This is a genomic window from Azorhizobium sp. AG788, from assembly GCF_004364705.1.
Classification (GTDB): Bacteria; Pseudomonadota; Alphaproteobacteria; order Rhizobiales; family Xanthobacteraceae; genus Azorhizobium; species Azorhizobium caulinodans.
The window spans coordinates 308401-324069 of record NZ_SOBM01000004.1 but is presented as its reverse complement, the minus strand read 5'-3'; the positions used below and the strand labels follow the sequence as shown (position 1 = coordinate 324069).

General features: G+C 66.4%; 13 protein-coding genes. 2 read left to right on the top strand and 11 right to left on the bottom strand.

Going from position 1 to position 15669, the window contains the following annotated elements:
* Positions 1 to 83 precede the first annotated feature (83 nt).
* From pyrH to DFO45_RS12215, 3 genes are all read right to left on the bottom strand, one after another.
* Positions 84 to 800 (bottom strand): UMP kinase, encoded by a 717-nt coding sequence (pyrH, locus tag DFO45_RS12225; RefSeq protein ID WP_012170223.1) that lies wholly within the window; start codon positions 798 to 800, stop codon positions 84 to 86.
* A 23-nt stretch (positions 801 to 823) separates the two neighbouring features.
* Entirely contained in the window at positions 824 to 1747 is a 924-nt protein-coding gene (gene tsf / locus DFO45_RS12220; RefSeq protein ID WP_012170222.1) for a translation elongation factor Ts, read from the bottom strand.
* A 103-nt stretch (positions 1748 to 1850) separates the two neighbouring features.
* A complete protein-coding gene (locus DFO45_RS12215; protein ID WP_133865076.1) occupies positions 1851 to 2852 on the bottom strand; it encodes a 30S ribosomal protein S2 in 1002 nt (333 codons plus the stop codon).
* Between the two features lie 265 nt (positions 2853 to 3117).
* Here DFO45_RS12215 and DFO45_RS12210 point away from each other — a divergent pair, with 265 nt between their 5' ends.
* Positions 3118 to 5964, top strand: coding sequence for a DUF4114 domain-containing protein (locus DFO45_RS12210; protein ID WP_133865075.1), 2847 nt, complete (start codon positions 3118 to 3120; stop codon positions 5962 to 5964).
* Positions 5965 to 6000: 36 nt separating this feature from the next.
* On the opposite strand, the gene dnaE is transcribed toward DFO45_RS12210, so the two are convergent.
* The 3 genes from dnaE to DFO45_RS12195 form a co-directional block, all read right to left on the bottom strand.
* Positions 6001 to 9435 (bottom strand): DNA polymerase III subunit alpha, encoded by a 3435-nt coding sequence (gene dnaE / locus DFO45_RS12205; protein WP_012170219.1) that lies wholly within the window; start codon positions 9433 to 9435, stop codon positions 6001 to 6003.
* Between the two features lie 124 nt (positions 9436 to 9559).
* On the bottom strand, positions 9560 to 10021 hold the full coding sequence (locus DFO45_RS12200) for a hypothetical protein (protein ID WP_133865074.1): 462 nt from the start codon (positions 10019 to 10021) through the stop codon (positions 9560 to 9562).
* A gap of 6 nt (positions 10022 to 10027) precedes the next feature.
* Positions 10028 to 10324 (bottom strand): hypothetical protein, encoded by a 297-nt coding sequence (locus DFO45_RS12195; protein WP_133865073.1) that lies wholly within the window; start codon positions 10322 to 10324, stop codon positions 10028 to 10030.
* A 185-nt stretch (positions 10325 to 10509) separates the two neighbouring features.
* Between DFO45_RS12195 and DFO45_RS12190 the strand changes: the two genes are divergently transcribed.
* On the top strand, positions 10510 to 10944 hold the full coding sequence (locus DFO45_RS12190; RefSeq protein WP_133865072.1) for an EamA family transporter: 435 nt from the start codon (positions 10510 to 10512) through the stop codon (positions 10942 to 10944).
* Positions 10945 to 10956: 12 nt separating this feature from the next.
* Here the strand turns inward: DFO45_RS12190 and DFO45_RS12185 are convergent, their stop codons facing one another.
* From DFO45_RS12185 to mce, 5 genes are all read right to left on the bottom strand, one after another.
* Positions 10957 to 11655, bottom strand: a complete 699-nt coding sequence (locus DFO45_RS12185; protein WP_012170216.1) for an ABC transporter ATP-binding protein — start codon at positions 11653 to 11655, stop codon at positions 10957 to 10959.
* Positions 11652 to 12956, bottom strand: a complete 1305-nt coding sequence (locus DFO45_RS12180) for a lipoprotein-releasing ABC transporter permease subunit (RefSeq protein WP_197531789.1) — start codon at positions 12954 to 12956, stop codon at positions 11652 to 11654. Before DFO45_RS12180 ends, DFO45_RS12185 begins: the two co-directional genes overlap by 4 nt.
* Before the next feature lie 14 nt (positions 12957 to 12970).
* Positions 12971 to 14293: a proline--tRNA ligase gene (gene proS / locus DFO45_RS12175; RefSeq protein ID WP_133865071.1), complete on the bottom strand. Its 1323-nt coding sequence runs from the start codon at positions 14291 to 14293 to the stop codon at positions 12971 to 12973.
* 635 nt (positions 14294 to 14928) lie between these two features.
* The gene (locus DFO45_RS12170) at positions 14929 to 15204 is read right to left on the bottom strand and encodes a DUF1467 family protein (RefSeq protein ID WP_012170213.1); all 276 of its coding nucleotides are present in this window, start codon (positions 15202 to 15204) and stop codon (positions 14929 to 14931) included.
* An 11-nt stretch (positions 15205 to 15215) separates the two neighbouring features.
* Complete coding sequence (gene mce / locus DFO45_RS12165; protein WP_133865070.1) at positions 15216 to 15620, bottom strand: methylmalonyl-CoA epimerase; 405 nt, start codon at positions 15618 to 15620, stop codon at positions 15216 to 15218.
* Positions 15621 to 15669: the final 49 nt, after the last annotated feature.

Genomic DNA, 15669 nt, shown 5'->3' with positions numbered 1-15669 from the left:
GATGATCCTCCGGCGATCGCCCGGCGGCAACGCGAACGCGGCCGGCGCGGGCCTCAAGCCCGTCACCAGCCGCGCATCGAACCTCAGGGAGAAACCACCGTCACGCGCCCCTCTCCCTGCGCCGCGGCCACAATGGCGCCCGGATCGCGGATGGAGAAGACGATGATAGGCAGCGACGCCTCGCGGGCAAGGGCGAAGGCCGCCGCATCCATCACCTTGAGATCATAGGCCAGGGCCTGATCGTGGGTGATGCGCTCGTAGCGGGTGGCGGTCGGGTCGGTCTTGGGGTCGGCGGTGTACACGCCGTCCACATTGGTGGCCTTGAGCACGGCGTCGCAGTCGAGCTCCGCCGCGCGCAGCACCGCGCCCGTATCCGTGGTGAAGTACGGATTGCCGGTGCCGCCGGCCAGAAGCACGACGCGGCCACGCCGCAGGTGGCGCTGGGCCGGCTGGCGGGCGTAGGGCTCGCACACCGTCGGCATGGGAATGGCGGACATGGTGCGTGCGGGCTGGCCCGCCGCCTCCACCGCCGCTTCCAGCGCCAGGCAGTTCATCACGGTGGCCAGCATGCCCATGTGGTCGGCGGTGGAGCGGTCGAGATCCTCGCCCGCCACCCGCGCGCCACGCAGGATGTTGCCGCCGCCCACGACCACCGCCACCTCGCAGCCGAGCTCACGCGCGGCCACGAGTTCGCGGGCGATGCGGGCAACCGTCGGGGGATGAAGCCCGAACGGTTCCGATCCCATCAAGGCCTCGCCCGAGACCTTGACCAGGATGCGTGGATAGGGAAGGCCCGGCATTGCCGTTTCGCCTTCGCCGGCGGTCAGGACTGGCCAGCCGCAGCAGCGACCTCGGCCGCGAAGTCGCTCTCTTCCTTCTCGATGCCCTCGCCGAGGGCATAACGCACGAAGCCCTTGAGCGTGATCGGCGCGCCGACCGAGCCCTCGTTCTCCTTCAGCACCTGAGCGACCGACTTGGAGCCGTCATGCACGAAGGGCTGCTCCAGGAGGGTGACCTCCTTGAAATAGGTCTTCATGCCGCTCTCGGCGATCTTCTCCTGCACGTTGGCCGGCTTGCCCTGATGCTTCTCGAGCAGGATGGCCTTCTCGCGGGCGATGGTCGCCTCGTCGATGCCCGAGGCGTCGAGCGCCAGCGGGTTGAGGGCGGCGACATGCATGGCGATCTGGCGGCCGAGGGTGGAGAGCTTCTCCACGTCGCCCTGCGACTCGAGCGCCACGAGCACGCCGATGCGGCCCTGGCCCTCGGAGACGGCGCCGTGCACATAGGTGGCGATCACGCCGGCCGAGACCGTGAGGCGCACCGAGCGGCGCAGCGTCATGTTCTCGCCGATGGTGGCGATCAGGGTGGCGAGCTTATCGGCGACGGTGACGCTCTCGCCCGGGAAGTGGGCGGCGGCGACCGCCTCGATGGAGCCGTCGGTGTTCAGGGCTACCTTGGCGGCCTCACGCACGAACGCCTGGAAATCGGCGTTGCGGGCGACGAAGTCGGTCTCGGCGTTCACCTCGATGGCGGCGGCATAGTGGCCGGACGACTCGACGGCGACGAGGCCCTCGGCGGCCACGCGGCCAGCCTTCTTGGCGGCCTTGGCAAGGCCCTTCTTGCGCAGCCAGTCGATGGCGGCCTCGATGTCGCCGTTGTTCTCGGTGAGCGCCGCCTTGCAGTCCATCATGCCGGCGCCGGTCTTGTCGCGCAGTTCCTTCACGAGCCCTGCAGTGATCGCGGCCATGCTCAGCTTCCTCTTCTTCTCATACCACGGCCGGCCTGAGTGTTTCCCAGACCGGCCGCCGGGGCTGCGCCCCTAAACCAGAACTCAAAAGGCCTTTAAGGGATCACTCCGCCTCGGCGGAGAACTCCTTGGCCTGGGCGATCCAGCCGTCCACGCGGCCCGGCAGACCCACTTCCTCGCCCACGCGCTGGGCATCGACGCTGTCGAGGCCGGCGATCTGGGAGAAGTGGAACACGCCGAGGTCGTTCAGCTTCTGCTCGATCTCGGGGCTCACGCCGGTGAGCTTCTTCAGGTCGTCGGCAACGCCGCGGGGACCGGAGAGGGGCTCGAACGTGGACCACAGGCTCGGCTCGGCCGGCAGGTCCTCGGAGAGCGGGGCCTCGGTCTCGCCGAGATCCACACCGAGGTCCACATGACCACGGCCGATGCCGTCGATGGCGGCGCGGGCGACGAGGTCGCAATAGAGCTGGATGGCGCGGCCGGCGTCATCGTTGCCCGGAACCGGATAGGTGATGCCGTCCGGATCGGAATTGGTGTCGAGGATGGCCGCCACCGGGATGCCGAGGCGCTGGGCCTCCTTCACGGCGATGTCTTCCTTGTTCGTGTCGATCACGAACAGCAGGTCGGGCAGGCCGCCCATGTCGCGAATGCCGCCGAGGGCGCGCTCGAGCTTCTCCTTTTCACGGGAGAGCGTCAGACGCTCCTTCTTGGTGTAACCGCCCTGCTCGGGGCCGGAGAGCATCTCTTCCAGCTTCTTCAGGCGGGCGATCGAATTGGAAATGGTCTTCCAGTTGGTCAGCATGCCGCCGAGCCAGCGGGAATTCACATAATACTGCGCGGAGCGGCGGGCGGCGTCGGCCACCTGATCCTGCGCCTGACGCTTCGTGCCCACGAACAGCACGCGGCCGCCCTGGGCCACGGTGTCGGACACGGCCTGCAGCGCGCGATGCAGCGCCGGCACGGTCTGCGACAGGTCGATGATGTGGATGTTGTTGCGGACGCCGAAGATGTACTGCGACATCTTGGGGTTCCAGCGGTGCGACTGGTGGCCGAAGTGCACGCCAGCTTCCAGGAGCTGACGCATGGAGTAGTCAGGAAGAGCCATCTTATGTCTCCGGTTGAGCCTCCGCGGACGTACCCTCGACCCGTCAGGGACGAAGGCACCGGATGGGCGACATGCCCTGTGTCCGCGTGCGGAATGGCGCGGCTAATAGCGGAAGGGCCGGCCTGAGGCAAGCCCGCGCTGCCCACAGGCTGCCATGCGCAGGGCACGGCCTCGGCTTGCGGCGGCAGGAGTCGTCCCCTCCCCCTTAAACACGCTCCCGTTTCGTGGGACGATGCCGTCCGAACGGTGGGGAAGGATCGGGGCCATGGTCGCCAATTCCAGTTATCTGGATTTCACGAGCTACGGCACCATTCCCGCGTCCGTGACGGATCCGGCCACAGCCTACGGCCTCACCAACACACAGCTCGTCACCGGCAACGCCCACATCACGGTTGCCGTGGTGCTCAACCGCGCGAACGATCCGACGGCGCTCCTCGATGCCGACTGGGGCACGCGGCAGGCGACCCTCGCGCAGATGCAGGCCAACGGGACCCTGTGGACCACCTACGGCGCCGACACCGGCACCTTCAATAATGTGAAGACCCAGCTCGGGGGAATCGGCACGGTGCTCGGGGACGAGACCGGCACCGGCGGCTATGTCACCTCGGCGGCCTCGCGCACCATCTGGGTGTCGCTGGATGCGGCGGGCTTCCAGACCCTGTTCGGCACCCCGCTGATGAAGGGGGCGGCCTTCGGCGGCGCCTATGAGCAGCTCTACTGGAACGGAGACCTGTCGCTTCCGGCCTCCATCGCCTCATCCACGGCTGGCCTCTGGTTCGACTATGGGATGGACCCGGCGACCAGCGCCCTGACGAGCAGCACCGTCGCCCTCCCGCAGGGCGCCCAGAGCCCCGGCAACCAGAGCACCAGTGCCACCGAACTCTACCCGCAGGACATCGCCGCGCTCTACAATTTTCCTCTCAGCGGCCCGGCGCACCAGACCGGCACGCTGGCGCTGGTCGAGATCGGCATAGGCGATGCGCTGAACCCCACCATCCCCGGCCCGAGCTTCCAGTCGCGGCTTCAGGCCTATCTGGCGACGGCCGGGGTTCCGGGGAGCGGCGCCTATTACGTCCAGAACAGCGCGAACGAGCGCTACAATGCCGACAATGCCGACGAGCGCTCCCTCGACGTGGGCGTGGTCAGTGCCATCGTCCCGAACAGCCTGATCGGGCTTTATGTCGGCTCGGGCGACACCGTCTACACCGCCTACCAGACCGCCATCTGGGACCAGCAGAACAACCCCGCCGTGATCTCCTCGTCCTGGAGCGACGGCCTGTCCTTCGCGCCGGGTTCGCCCTTCGCCACCGCCTATCGCGAACTGTTCGTCGATGCGGCGCTGCGCGGCATTTCGGTCTTCAACGACGCCTTCGACGGCGGCTCGGGCAATGAGACGGGAACGGGCCTCACCAACCTGTTCACGGGCAGCATGAGTTCCTACGCCATGGTGGTCGGCGGCACCTCCGTCTCGACCCTCGCCGCCGCGCAGACCGACAGCACGCTGGCGGGCGTGGTCCTCGCCGCCCAGCAGGGCGACCTTGCGACGCTGTGGCAACTGGTGCGCGGCGGTCTCACCGCCTGGCCGGCCGGTACGGGCCAGCTCGAGCCCTTCATCGAGACGGTGTGGAACCAGTATATCCTTTCCGGCAGCCGCCTGTTTCCCGGCTATGGCGAGAATTTCGCCACCTCCGGCGGTGTCGACACCACCCAGTCGACGCCGGGTTACCAGACCGCCTTCGGCCTTACGCCCACCGATGCCGATCCTTCCCACGGCACCGGCCGTGGCGCGCCGGACGTCTCGGCCCTGTCCCAGGGCAACATGGGCTATCTCCTGCCCGGCTCGAACATGCTGGGCGTCTATCCCAACGGCGGCACCAGCGCCGCGACGCCCTTCTGGGCCGCGCTCGCCACCGAATTCAACGCCATCTTCAAGGATCAGGGGCTGCCCAATCTGGGCTACAGCAACGACCTCTATTACATCGCCGCCGCCATCGCGCCCGCCTCCTTCAACGACATCACGGCGGGCAACAACGTCTCCACCTTCATCCCCGGCAGCACCTACACCTCGCCCCAGCTCGGCGGCATCTCGGCCACGGGCCTCGGTTATGCGGCCGGCCAGGGCTATGATCTCACAACCGGCCTCGGCTCCCCCAACGGGCTGCTGCTGGCGCGGGCGCTGTCCACCATCGCCCACGCCGAACTCTATTATGACCTGACGCCGGTGCTGCAGAATGCAGGTGTCCCCTCCTCCGGCGCGAGCGCGGGCTGGAGCAGCACCGCCGACCAGAGCCTCCTGTTCCAGTCCAGTCTCTCCCATGCGGGCGAATGGAGCCTCTCGCTCGGCTCGGCCACCTACAGCTTCGCGGGCAACGCCGCGTCCCCCTATGCCTGGACCAGCGCACTCGCCCAGCAGAGCCTGCAGTCGGATTTCTCGCCCACGCTTGTCACGCTGTTCGACGGCTATGGCCAGGGACAGATCGTCCAGACCGGCGTCGCCGCCGGGACACCACTCGCCCTCTCCGTGTCGGGCACGCCGGCAACCTCCCATCAGGCCGCACTCACGGCCGATTACGGCTTCGTGGATTTCGTCTCGGGGGACGGCCTCTCGTCGGTGGAAGTGGCCCGGCCGCTGGCGGTGGCCACCACCGCGAACGGCGCGAACGATGCCGACGCTGTCGTCCGCCTGCGCCAGAATGGCGTCAACGACGTCTCGGTCATGTTCTACAAGGTGGCCGATTATGCGGGGACCGTGGATGGCCTCGCCCCCGGACAGGCGGGCTATGCGGAGGCAGCCGCCGCCCATGCCTACAGCACCATCAGCGGCCAGACGACCGTTTCAGGAACCGGCTATGGCGCCTACAGCCAGACCGAACTCGCCCATGTGAATGCGGGCGATCTCATCGCCATGAAGCTCACCAGCAACGGCGAAACCTACTGGGCCTTCGCCTCGGGCAATGAAACCGTGAACGGCCAGCACGTCGCCCATCTGTGGAGCTACGGCCTCAACACCTGGGGCTGGGAAGACCTCTATGGCGGCGGAGACCACGATTATAACGACCTGATCGTCCAGCTTGATTTCACCAGCGCCTCGGGCAGCCATCTTCTGGTGTGACGAAGGGCGGCAAGCCGCCCCTGTCCGTGCCTGCCCTCAGGCCGCCTCCACCGCCACCACGCCCGGGATCGCCTTGATGGCCCCCGCGATCTGGGGCGAGACGGGATAGCGGCCGTCGAGGCGGATCTCCACTTCCGCCTTGCCGCCGTCCATCAGCAGCACGAGGCTCACCTCGCCATCGCCCTTTCCGCCCGAGAGGCGGCGGGAGATGCCGGTCAGCGGCTCGGTGGAATTGACGAAGATGCGCAGATTCTTGTGGTGCCGGGCGGTGGCCTCGTCGAGCCGCTCGCAGGACTGGATGCGCACGCGCACGTCCTCGCCCTGAAGCTCGGCAGCCACCATCATCAGCACCGGCGTGCCCGGCTCCAGCAGGTCGCGATAATGGGCGAGGCCTTCCGAGAAGAGCACCGCCTCGAAATGGCCGGAGGGGTCCGAGAGGCCGACGATGCCCATGCGGTTGCCGGTCTTGGTCTTGCGCTCCTGCCGCGACACGACGGTCGCCGCGAGCCGGCCGGCCGCCGCGCCCTGCCGCACGGCGCGGGAGAAGTCCGAGAACTGCTGCACGCGCATCTTCTTCAGCGCCGGGGCGTAGTCATCCAGAGGATGGCCGGTGAGGAAGAAGCCGATGGTGTCGTATTCGCGCTTCAGCCGCTCCGCCGGCTCCCAGGGCTGGGCGTCGGGCAGCGGTAGCTTGGCCTTGACCGGGCCGGAGCCGAACATGTCGTTCTGGCCGGACGAGCGGTCGGCCTCGACACGCTGGGCATGGGCCACCACCGCATCAAGGGCGGCGAAGACGCGGGCGCGATTCTTCTCCAGCACGTCGAAGCAGCCGGCGGCGGCGAGATTTTCCAGCGTGCGCTTGTTGAGGTGCTTCACCGGGAAGCGGTTGGCGAAGTCCGCAAGATCCGTGAACGGCTCCTTGCCGCGCGAGGCCACCAGCGCATCCACCGCGTGCCCGCCCACGCCCTTGATGGCCGCCATGGCGTAGATGATCTTGCCGTCCACCACCGCGAAGTCGCGGTGCGAGAGATTGATGTTCGGCGGCACCACCTGGATGCCAAGGCGCTGCGCCTCCTGACGGAATTCCGCCAGCTTGTCCGTATTGCCCATGTCGAGGGTCATGGAGGCGGCGAGGAATTCGGTGGCGTAGTTCGCTTTCAGCCACGCCGTCTGGTATGCGACGAGCGCATAGGCCGCCGCGTGCGACTTGTTGAAGCCGTAGTCCGCGAACTTGGCGAGCAGGTCGAAGATGGTGTCCGCCTGCGCCTTCGGGACGCCGCGCTCCTGCGCGCCATCCACGAAGCGGGCGCGCTGCTTCTCCATCTCGGCGCGGATCTTCTTGCCCATGGCGCGGCGCAGCAGGTCGGCTTCGCCCAGCGAATAGCCGGACAGCGCCTGCGCGATCTGCATCACCTGTTCCTGATAGATGATGACGCCGAAGGTTTCCTTCAGATAAGGCTCAAGCTTCGGATGGATATAGTCCGGCTCGGCGCGCCCGTGCTTACAGTCGCAATAGACCGGGATGTTGGCCATGGGGCCGGGACGATAGAGCGCGACGAGCGCGATCAGATCCTCGATGCGGTCGGCCTTCATGTCCACGAGGGCGCGGCGCATGCCCGCGCTTTCCACCTGGAACACGCCCACCGTCTCGCCCCGGGCCAGCATGGCGTAGGTCTTGGGATCGTCGAGCGGGATCTTCGAGATGTCGAGATCGATGCCCCGCTGGCGGATCAGCTTCACCGCCGTGGTGATGGTGGTGAGCGTCTTGAGGCCGAGGAAGTCGAACTTCACAAGGCCGGCCTGCTCCACCCATTTCATATTGTACTGGGTGACCGGCATGTCGGACTTGGGGTCGCGATAGAGCGGCACCAGTTCATGCAGGGGCCGGTCGCCGATCACGATGCCCGCCGCGTGGGTCGAGGCGTGTCGGTTGAGGCCTTCGAGGCGCACGGCGATGTCGAAGGCCTGCTTGACCACCTCCTCCTCGTCGCGCGCCTCCTGAAGGCGCGGCTCTTCCTCGATGGCCTGCTTCAGCGTGACGGGATTGGCCGGGTTCTGCGGCACGAGCTTGCAGAGCTTGTCCACCTGGCCATAGGGCATTTCCAGCACACGGCCGACGTCGCGCAGCACGCCGCGCGCCTGAAGCGTACCGAAGGTGATGATCTGCGCCACCTGCGAGCGCCCGTAGCGCTTCTGCACATAGTCGATCACCTCCTCGCGGCGGTCCTGGCAGAAGTCCACGTCGAAGTCCGGCATGGAGACGCGGTCAGGATTGAGGAAGCGCTCGAACAGCAGGCCGAAGCGCAGCGGATCGAGATCGGTGATCTGGAGCGAATAAGCCACCAGCGAGCCGGCGCCCGATCCACGGCCCGGCCCCACCGGGATGTCGTGCGCCTTCGCCCATTTGATGAAGTCCGACACGATGAGGAAGTAGCCGGGGAACTTCATCTTGGTGATGACGGAGATCTCGTAGGCGAGACGCTCCTCATAGATCTTCGTGTCGAGCCCCTCGGCCGGGCCGTGCTTGGCGAGGCGCGCGGCCAGGCCTTCCTGCGCCTGCCGCTCCAGCTCTGCCGCCTCTTCCGCCAGCGCGTCACCGCCACCACCGGAGGTGAAGCGCGGCAGGATGGGCTTGGCCGTGCGCACCCGATAGGCGCAACGCTGGGCGATCTCCACCGTGTTGGCGGTCGCCTCGGGCAAATCCGCGAACAGCTCCAGCATTTCGGCGCGGGTCTTGAAGCGGTGCTCGGGGGTGAGCCGGCGGCGATCGCCCTCGGAGAGGAGCTTCGATTCGGCGATGGCGATCAGCGCATCGTGGGCATTGTAGTCGCTCTGGGCGCCGAAGAAGGGCTCGTTGGCCGCCACAAGCGGCAGGCCCTTGGCATAGGCGAGGTCCAGCAGGCCCGGCTCGGCGATGCGCTCGGGATCCCAATTGTGGCGCTGCAATTCCACATAGAGCCGGTCGCCATAGATGGCGGTGAGCTGGTCGAGGCGGCTTGCCGCCACATCCCCATGACCCGCCACCAGTGCCTTGTCGAGCGGCCCCGCCGGCCCGCCGGTCAGCGCAATGAGGCCATCGTTCAGTTCGGAGAGCCAGTCGAGCGTGACGCGCGGCTCCTCCCCGTCGGGCGTTTCCAGATAGGCGCGCGAAACCAGCGTCATGAGGTTGCGCCAGCCCTGCTCTCGGGCGGCCAGCAGCACGATGCGCGGCTTCTTCGGTACGATACCGCGCGGCGCCACCGGCTCCGGCAGGTCCAGCGCCAGCGAGCAGCCGGCGATGGGCTGGATGCCAGCGCCATACATCTTCTCGGAGAATTCCAGCGCGCCGAACAGATTGCCCGTATCGGTGAGGGCCAGCGCCGGCTGCGCGTCCGCCTTGGCAAAATCCGCCAGCTTGCCGAGGGTCAGCGCCCCTTCCAGCAGCGAATAGGAGGAATGGACGTGCAGATGGACGAAGCCGGGATCGCGCATGGTGCTCTTCGGTCGAGTCGGAAGCGGGTTATCTTAGGGCGAGACGGGTCGAGAGAGAATGAACGGGAGCGCCATTCTCCCCTGCGCGGCCTTAAGCATCCGGAACGTTCCGTCCTGCTGCCCTTCAGGCGTGCTCCGCTGAGACGGCCTTTTCCGCGCGATCGACGATCTGGTCCGGCAGTGCCGCGTCTTCCCGGGCGGGGGCATGGCTTACCCATGCCTTGCGCGCGTCAAGTTCCTGCTTGTCGCCGCTGGACAGGGCCTTGATATAGGGCTCCGCCGTGAGGAACTTGGTGTTCTGCACCTTATGGAGAGGATTTCCCTCCTCCAGCAGCCGCTTGCGGATGGTCAGCGCCCGCGTCACGTCATCGAAGATATAGAGCGCGATTTCAGCCGCGTTGCGCTGATGCGGATGCCCGTCCGTGAGCGCCACCCGCAGCGTGTTGCAGAACACGAAGATGGCAACCTGATCTTCCTGCAGGATGGAATCATAAAGCGCCACCGTGATCTCCGGCCGCTGAAGCTCGCCGTGCAGTGTGTGCACCTTCATCGCACGGTCGGGATCGGTGCCAGGGGCGTCCTTCATCTCCAGTCAGCGGGAATAGAGATTACGGATGATGGCCAGATAGCCGGTGATGCGGTGGACGGCGCCGTCGCGCGTGGTGGCCGCGTGGCTGTAGAGCACCCCGATATAAGCGAGCGCACCGGCGGTGACGGTGGCCAGCGCGCCGATGACGGCGCCGGTGAAGCCGAGCCAGTTGGACAGGCTGTCACTGTCGATGCTCGAAACGAGCCGTCCCCAGAAGGTGGCCGCCAGCGCAAACCCGAGGCCGATGCCCACCAGAACGGCCAGGCAACAGATGACCGTCGTCCGCAAGCCGTCCTTCATGCGCATCCCCTGTGAGGCGGGGACCATAGCAGCGGCAAGGAGGCTGTCCAGTTTGCGGCGGAGCTGACGCCAACCCGCACGCCCCTGCCCGGCCCCCTCCACATACCCAGAGGAGCACTTCGAATTGCACGATGAGCCTCCATTCCATGAAAGGATCACCCCACGATCCGATTCGCGGAGGCCCCATGAAGTCCGTCATTCAGGCTTGGCAACTGTGGGCCCTCGGCTCGGCAGCATTCGCGGCGCTCACCGCCATCTTCGGCAAGATCGGCGTGGCGGGGATTTCCTCGGACCTTGCCACCTTCATCCGCACCATCGTCATTCTGGTGCTGATCGCCGCCATCGTGCAGGCGAAGGGGGCGTGGCAGCCGTTCGATGCCATCTCGCGGCAGACCTGGGTCTTCCTCGTCCTGTCGGGCCTCGCCACGGGGGCATCGTGGCTCTGCTATTACCGGGCCCTGCAGCTCGCCGACGCGAGCCGCGTCGCGCCCATCGACAAGCTGAGCGTCGTGCTGGTGGCGGTGTTCGGCGTGCTGTTTCTGGGCGAGAAGCTGAACTGGCAGAACTGGCTGGGCGTCGCCTTCATCGCCGCCGGGACCGTGCTGGTGGCGCTGCGCTGAGGCCTGAAACCCTCAGGCCAGCTCCACCACCTGCCCGTCCCGCAGGGTGACGCGGCGGTCCATGCGGTCGGCGAGATCCAGATTGTGGGTGGCGATGATGGCGGCAACGCCGGTGGCGTGCACCAGCTCCGCGAGGGCCCCGAACACATGGTCCGACGTCTTGGGGTCGAGATTGCCGGTGGGCTCGTCCGCCAGCACGAGGCGCGGGGCATTGGCGAGCGCGCGGGCGATGGCGACGCGCTGCTGCTCGCCGCCCGAGAGTTCGGACGGGCGATGGTTGAGGCGCTTGCCGAGGCCGAGATAGTCGAGCAGATCGGCGGCCCGCACCGAGGCCTCCTTCTTCGAGAGGCCGCGGATCATCTGGGGCATCATCACATTCTCCAGCGCCGTCAGTTCGGGCAGGAGGTGGTGGAACTGATAGACGAAACCCACATGGATGCGGCGCAGCCGCGTGCGCTCCTTGTCCGGCAGGCCGGAGGTGGGGGCGCCGTCCACATAGACCTCGCCCTCGTCCGGATGCTCCAGAAGGCCGGCGAGATGCAGCAGGGTGGACTTGCCGGTGCCGGAAGGTGCCACCAGCGCCACCGACTGGCCGGGCTCCACCACCAGATTGGCGTCGCGCAGCACCTCGATGGCGCCTTCCCCCTCCTTGTAGCGGCGGGCGACATTGACGAGGGCCAGGGCCGGCGGGAAGTCGGGCTCGGGCATCATTCGTATCTCAGGGCTTCCACCGGATCGAGGCGGGCCGCCCGCCAGGAGGGATAGAGGGTCGCGAGCAGCGAGAGGGTCAGCGCCATGAAGACCACGGAGAGCGTCTCGCGCATGTCCATCTGCGCCGGCAGACGGCTCAGATAATAGAGCTCCGGCGAAAACAGCTCGGTCCGGGTCATCCAGGAGATGAACTGACGGATCTCCTCGATATTGAGGCACACCACCACGCCCAGCAACACGCCCACCAGCGTGCCGACCACGCCGATGCTGGCGCCGGTGATGAGGAAGATGCGCATGATCGCCCCCTGCGTCGCGCCCATGGTGCGCAGCACGGCGATGTCGTGGCCCTTGTCCTTCACCAGCATGATGAGGCCGGAGATGATGTTCAGCGCCGCCACCAGCACGATGAGGGTGAGGATGAGGAACATCACGTTCCGCTCCACCTGCAGCGCATTGAAGAACGTGGCGTTCCGCTGCCGCCAGTCCACGATATAGACCGGCCTCTGCGCCGCCGCCTGCACCGCGCCCCTGAGTTCGCCCACGTCATCGGGATTGGCGATATAGACCTCGATGGCGTTCACATCGCCATTGCGGTTGAAATAGGCCTGCGCCTCGGGCAGCGGCATGAAGACGAAGGCGCTGTCATATTCCGACATGCCGATCTCGAACACCGCCGCGATCTTGTAGACCTTGATGCGGGGTGACGTGCCCATGGGGGTCACAGATCCGCGCGGGGCGACCAGCGTGATGTTATCGCCCGCCCGCAGCGAGAGCTGGTCGGCGAGGCGCTTGCCGATGGCGAGCCCCTGCCCCTGATCGAAGCCGTCCAGCGTGCCCTGGCGGATGTTGTTGGCCACCGAGGGCATGGACCGGAGGTCCTTCTCGGCAAGGCCGCGCACCAGAACGCCGGAGGCATTGTAGGGCGAGGAGGCGAGCGCCTGCCCCTCCACCACCGGCACCGCCAGCTTGATGCCGTTGAGCTTGGAGATGCGGTCTGCGACCGCCGTATAGTCGGTGAGCGCATTCTCCAGCGGCTGCACGAGCATGTGGCCGTTGAGGCCGAGGATCTTGCCCAGCAGTTCCTGCCGGAAGCCGTTCATCACTGCCATGACGATGATGAGCGTGGCGACGCCCAGCACGATGCCCACGAACGAAAAGCCGGCGATGACCGAGATGAAGCCCTCCTTGCGCCGCGCCCGGAGGTAGCGCAGGGAGAGCATCCATTCGAAGGCAGCGAATGGCCGTGTGCCCATGGGTTCGGCGTCCGGCGGGGCGGCCCGCGAACCCTTGGCTGCGGCCATGCGCTGCCGTCCCGTCATCCCTTGAGCCTCTCGAATGCCTCGGCGGGCGTGACCAGCTCGCGCGAGCCGTCCACACGCCGCTTGAGTTCCACCTTGCCGTCGGCGAGGCTCTTCGGCCCCACCAGGATCTGCCAGGGCAGGCCGATCAGGTCCGCGGTCGCGAACTTCGAGCCGGCCCGCTCGTCCGTGTCGTCGTACAGTACGTCGACGCCAGCAGCGGTTAGTTTCGCGTAAAGATCGGCGCAGGCCGCATCCACGGCGCTGTCGCCCACCTTCAGATTGAGGATGCCCACCTGGAACGGCGCGACCGCGTCGGGCCAGATGATTCCCGCGTCGTCATGGGACGCCTCGATCATGGCGGCCACGAGACGGGACGGGCCGATGCCGTAGGAGCCCATGTGGATGAGATGCTCGGCGCCGTCCGGCCCGAGCACCTTGGCGTTGAAGGGCGCGCTGTACTTGGTGCCGAAATAGAAGATGTGACCGACTTCGATGCCCCGCGCCGCCATCTGGCGCTCCCCGGGGATCGCCGCGAAGGTGGCGGCGTCGTGCTTCTCCTCGGTGGCGGCGTAGAGGGTGGTCCAGTCGTTCACCACCTGCTGGATGGCCACCGCGTCATCGAAATTCACGTCCGCAGGCGGGGGCGCCATCTCCAGATAGTCGCCATGGCAGAACACCTCGCTCTCGCCGGTGGAGGCGAGGATGATGAACTCGTGCGAGAGGTTGCCACCGATGGGGCCGGTATCGGCCACCATGGGGATGGCTTTGAGGCCCATGCGCGCGAAGGTGCGCAGATAGGCCACGAACATCTTGTTGTAGGAATGCTTGGCGCCCTCCGCGTCCAGATCGAAGGAATAGGCGTCCTTCATCAGGAATTCACGCGAGCGGTAGACGCCGAAGCGCGGGCGCACCTCGTCCCGAAACTTCCACTGGATGTGGTAGAGGTTCAGCGGCAGGCTCTTGTAGGACTTGATGGAGCCGCGGACGATCTCGGTGATCATCTCCTCGTTGGTCGGCCCGAACAGCATGTCGCGCTCGTGCCGGTCCTTGATGCGCAGCATCTCCTTGCCATAGTCGTCATAGCGGCCGCTCTCGCGCCACAGGTCCGCCGACTGGATGGTGGGCATCAGCAGCTCGACCGCGCCGGTCCGATTCTGCTCCTCGCGGATGATGTTGCAGATCTTGTTCAGCACGCGCAGGCCCAGCGGCAGCCAGGCATAGATGCCGGCGCTCTCCTGCCGGATCATGCCGGCGCGCAGCATGAGGCGGTGCGAGACGATGTCCGCTTCCTTCGGAACCTCGCGGAGAATGGGCAGGAAGTAGCGGGACAGGCGCATCGGCAGACTCTGAGGGTTTGGCGTTTGAAAGAAACGTGCCGGTGACAGAAAGCGGAAGGCCCCGCAAAACACAAGCCCGAGACGGCCGGTCGCTCTCTTGCGGGCCGATTGCGGTGATCGCGAGGCCGCAAAACGGTGCCCCGGCAGGATCGATGGCATGCAAGCAAAACACACGCCCTGTTCAAGATCAGAGGTGACACTGCGTCATCGTGTTGCGGCGCAGCACATAAACTATTGCGCCGCAAGGATGACAAGCGCACGATTCTTGTTCTAGTTTCACATCGCCACAAGAAAGGGGACCGTTCCGGTGCCGCAAGGCACAGGATGAGGGTCCGGGTCTCGGGAGGAATCACTAATAAAATCAAACGCCGACCGATGGCCGCCTTGAGCGCAATCGATTTCGGAACGGCAGCATCATGGAAGACGCGACGGCACTCGCGATCTTCCGAAAACAGGTGCAAATTTCAAAAGGGCGAGACATACGGTCTCGCCCTTTCTTTTTGCGCAGAATTGCAAAGTGTAGGTCAGGCTAACTGACCAATATCAAGGCGGCTGTTGTTACCGCTTCTGGAGGCGATGCCAAGAGGGCCTCCCAAGAGGCCCTCTCCCGCCCACGTCAAAGCGCGAAGCCCGACTCAATAGCCCTTGTTGTCGAAGGGCATGGGCAGATCCTCCAGACGGATCACACCGCTGGTGGCGAGATAGACGATGCCCGCCGTGACGATCAGCGCGATCACGCTCGTGGCCGCCATCTTCGGCAGCAGCAGCGGGCGCACCGGCGCCCCGGGGTCGGTGCCCGGCTTGGGCGCGGACCCCGCCTCCACATGGTTGCGCACGCCGAACGGCAGCACGGCGAACAGGCAGATCCACCAGGCGACGAAATAGATGGCGAGAATGGCGCCGATGTTCACCCCGGCGCTCCTCAGGCCTGTTCCAGCTCGACCAGCGTGCCGTTGAAGTCCTTGGGATGCAGGAACAGCACCGGCTTGCCATGGGCACCGATCTTCGGCTCCCCGGTGCCCAGCACCCGCGCGCCCGTGGCCTTCAGCCGGTCGCGGGCGGCGAGGATATCGTCCACCTCATAGCAGATGTGGTGGATGCCGCCGTCCGGATTGCGCTCCAGGAACTTGGCGATGGGCGAATCCGCACCCAGCGGCTCCAGCAGCTCGATCTTGGTGTTGGGCAGATGGATGAAGACGGTCGTCACGCCATGCTCGGTCTGCGGCACCGCCTCCGAGACATCGGCCCCCATCGTGTCACGATAGAGGGCCGCGGCCGCCGCGATGTCCTTGACCGCGATGGCCACGTGATTGAGGCGTCCGATCATGCCCATGTCTCCCCACAGTGGCGGCGCCCGCACGGCGCACGCGCATTAT

What these genes read in the sequence shown, in the direction of transcription:
- pyrH (WP_012170223.1), bottom strand. Translation starts at nt 800, where the DNA reads ATGCCGGGCCTTCCCTATCCACGCATCCTGGTCAAGGTCTCGGGCGAG.
- tsf (WP_012170222.1), bottom strand. Translation starts at nt 1,747, where the DNA reads ATGGCCGCGATCACTGCAGGGCTCGTGAAGGAACTGCGCGACAAGACC.
- DFO45_RS12215 (WP_133865076.1), bottom strand. Translation starts at nt 2,852, where the DNA reads ATGGCTCTTCCTGACTACTCCATGCGTCAGCTCCTGGAAGCTGGCGTG.
- DFO45_RS12210 (WP_133865075.1), top strand. Translation starts at nt 3,118, where the DNA reads ATGGTCGCCAATTCCAGTTATCTGGATTTCACGAGCTACGGCACCATT.
- dnaE (WP_012170219.1), bottom strand. Translation starts at nt 9,435, where the DNA reads ATGCGCGATCCCGGCTTCGTCCATCTGCACGTCCATTCCTCCTATTCG.
- DFO45_RS12200 (WP_133865074.1), bottom strand. Translation starts at nt 10,021, where the DNA reads ATGAAGGACGCCCCTGGCACCGATCCCGACCGTGCGATGAAGGTGCAC.
- DFO45_RS12195 (WP_133865073.1), bottom strand. Translation starts at nt 10,324, where the DNA reads ATGAAGGACGGCTTGCGGACGACGGTCATCTGTTGCCTGGCCGTTCTG.
- DFO45_RS12190 (WP_133865072.1), top strand. Translation starts at nt 10,510, where the DNA reads ATGAAGTCCGTCATTCAGGCTTGGCAACTGTGGGCCCTCGGCTCGGCA.
- DFO45_RS12185 (WP_012170216.1), bottom strand. Translation starts at nt 11,655, where the DNA reads ATGATGCCCGAGCCCGACTTCCCGCCGGCCCTGGCCCTCGTCAATGTC.
- DFO45_RS12180 (WP_197531789.1), bottom strand. Translation starts at nt 12,956, where the DNA reads ATGGCCGCAGCCAAGGGTTCGCGGGCCGCCCCGCCGGACGCCGAACCC.
- proS (WP_133865071.1), bottom strand. Translation starts at nt 14,293, where the DNA reads ATGCGCCTGTCCCGCTACTTCCTGCCCATTCTCCGCGAGGTTCCGAAG.
- mce (WP_133865070.1), bottom strand. Translation starts at nt 15,620, where the DNA reads ATGATCGGACGCCTCAATCACGTGGCCATCGCGGTCAAGGACATCGCG.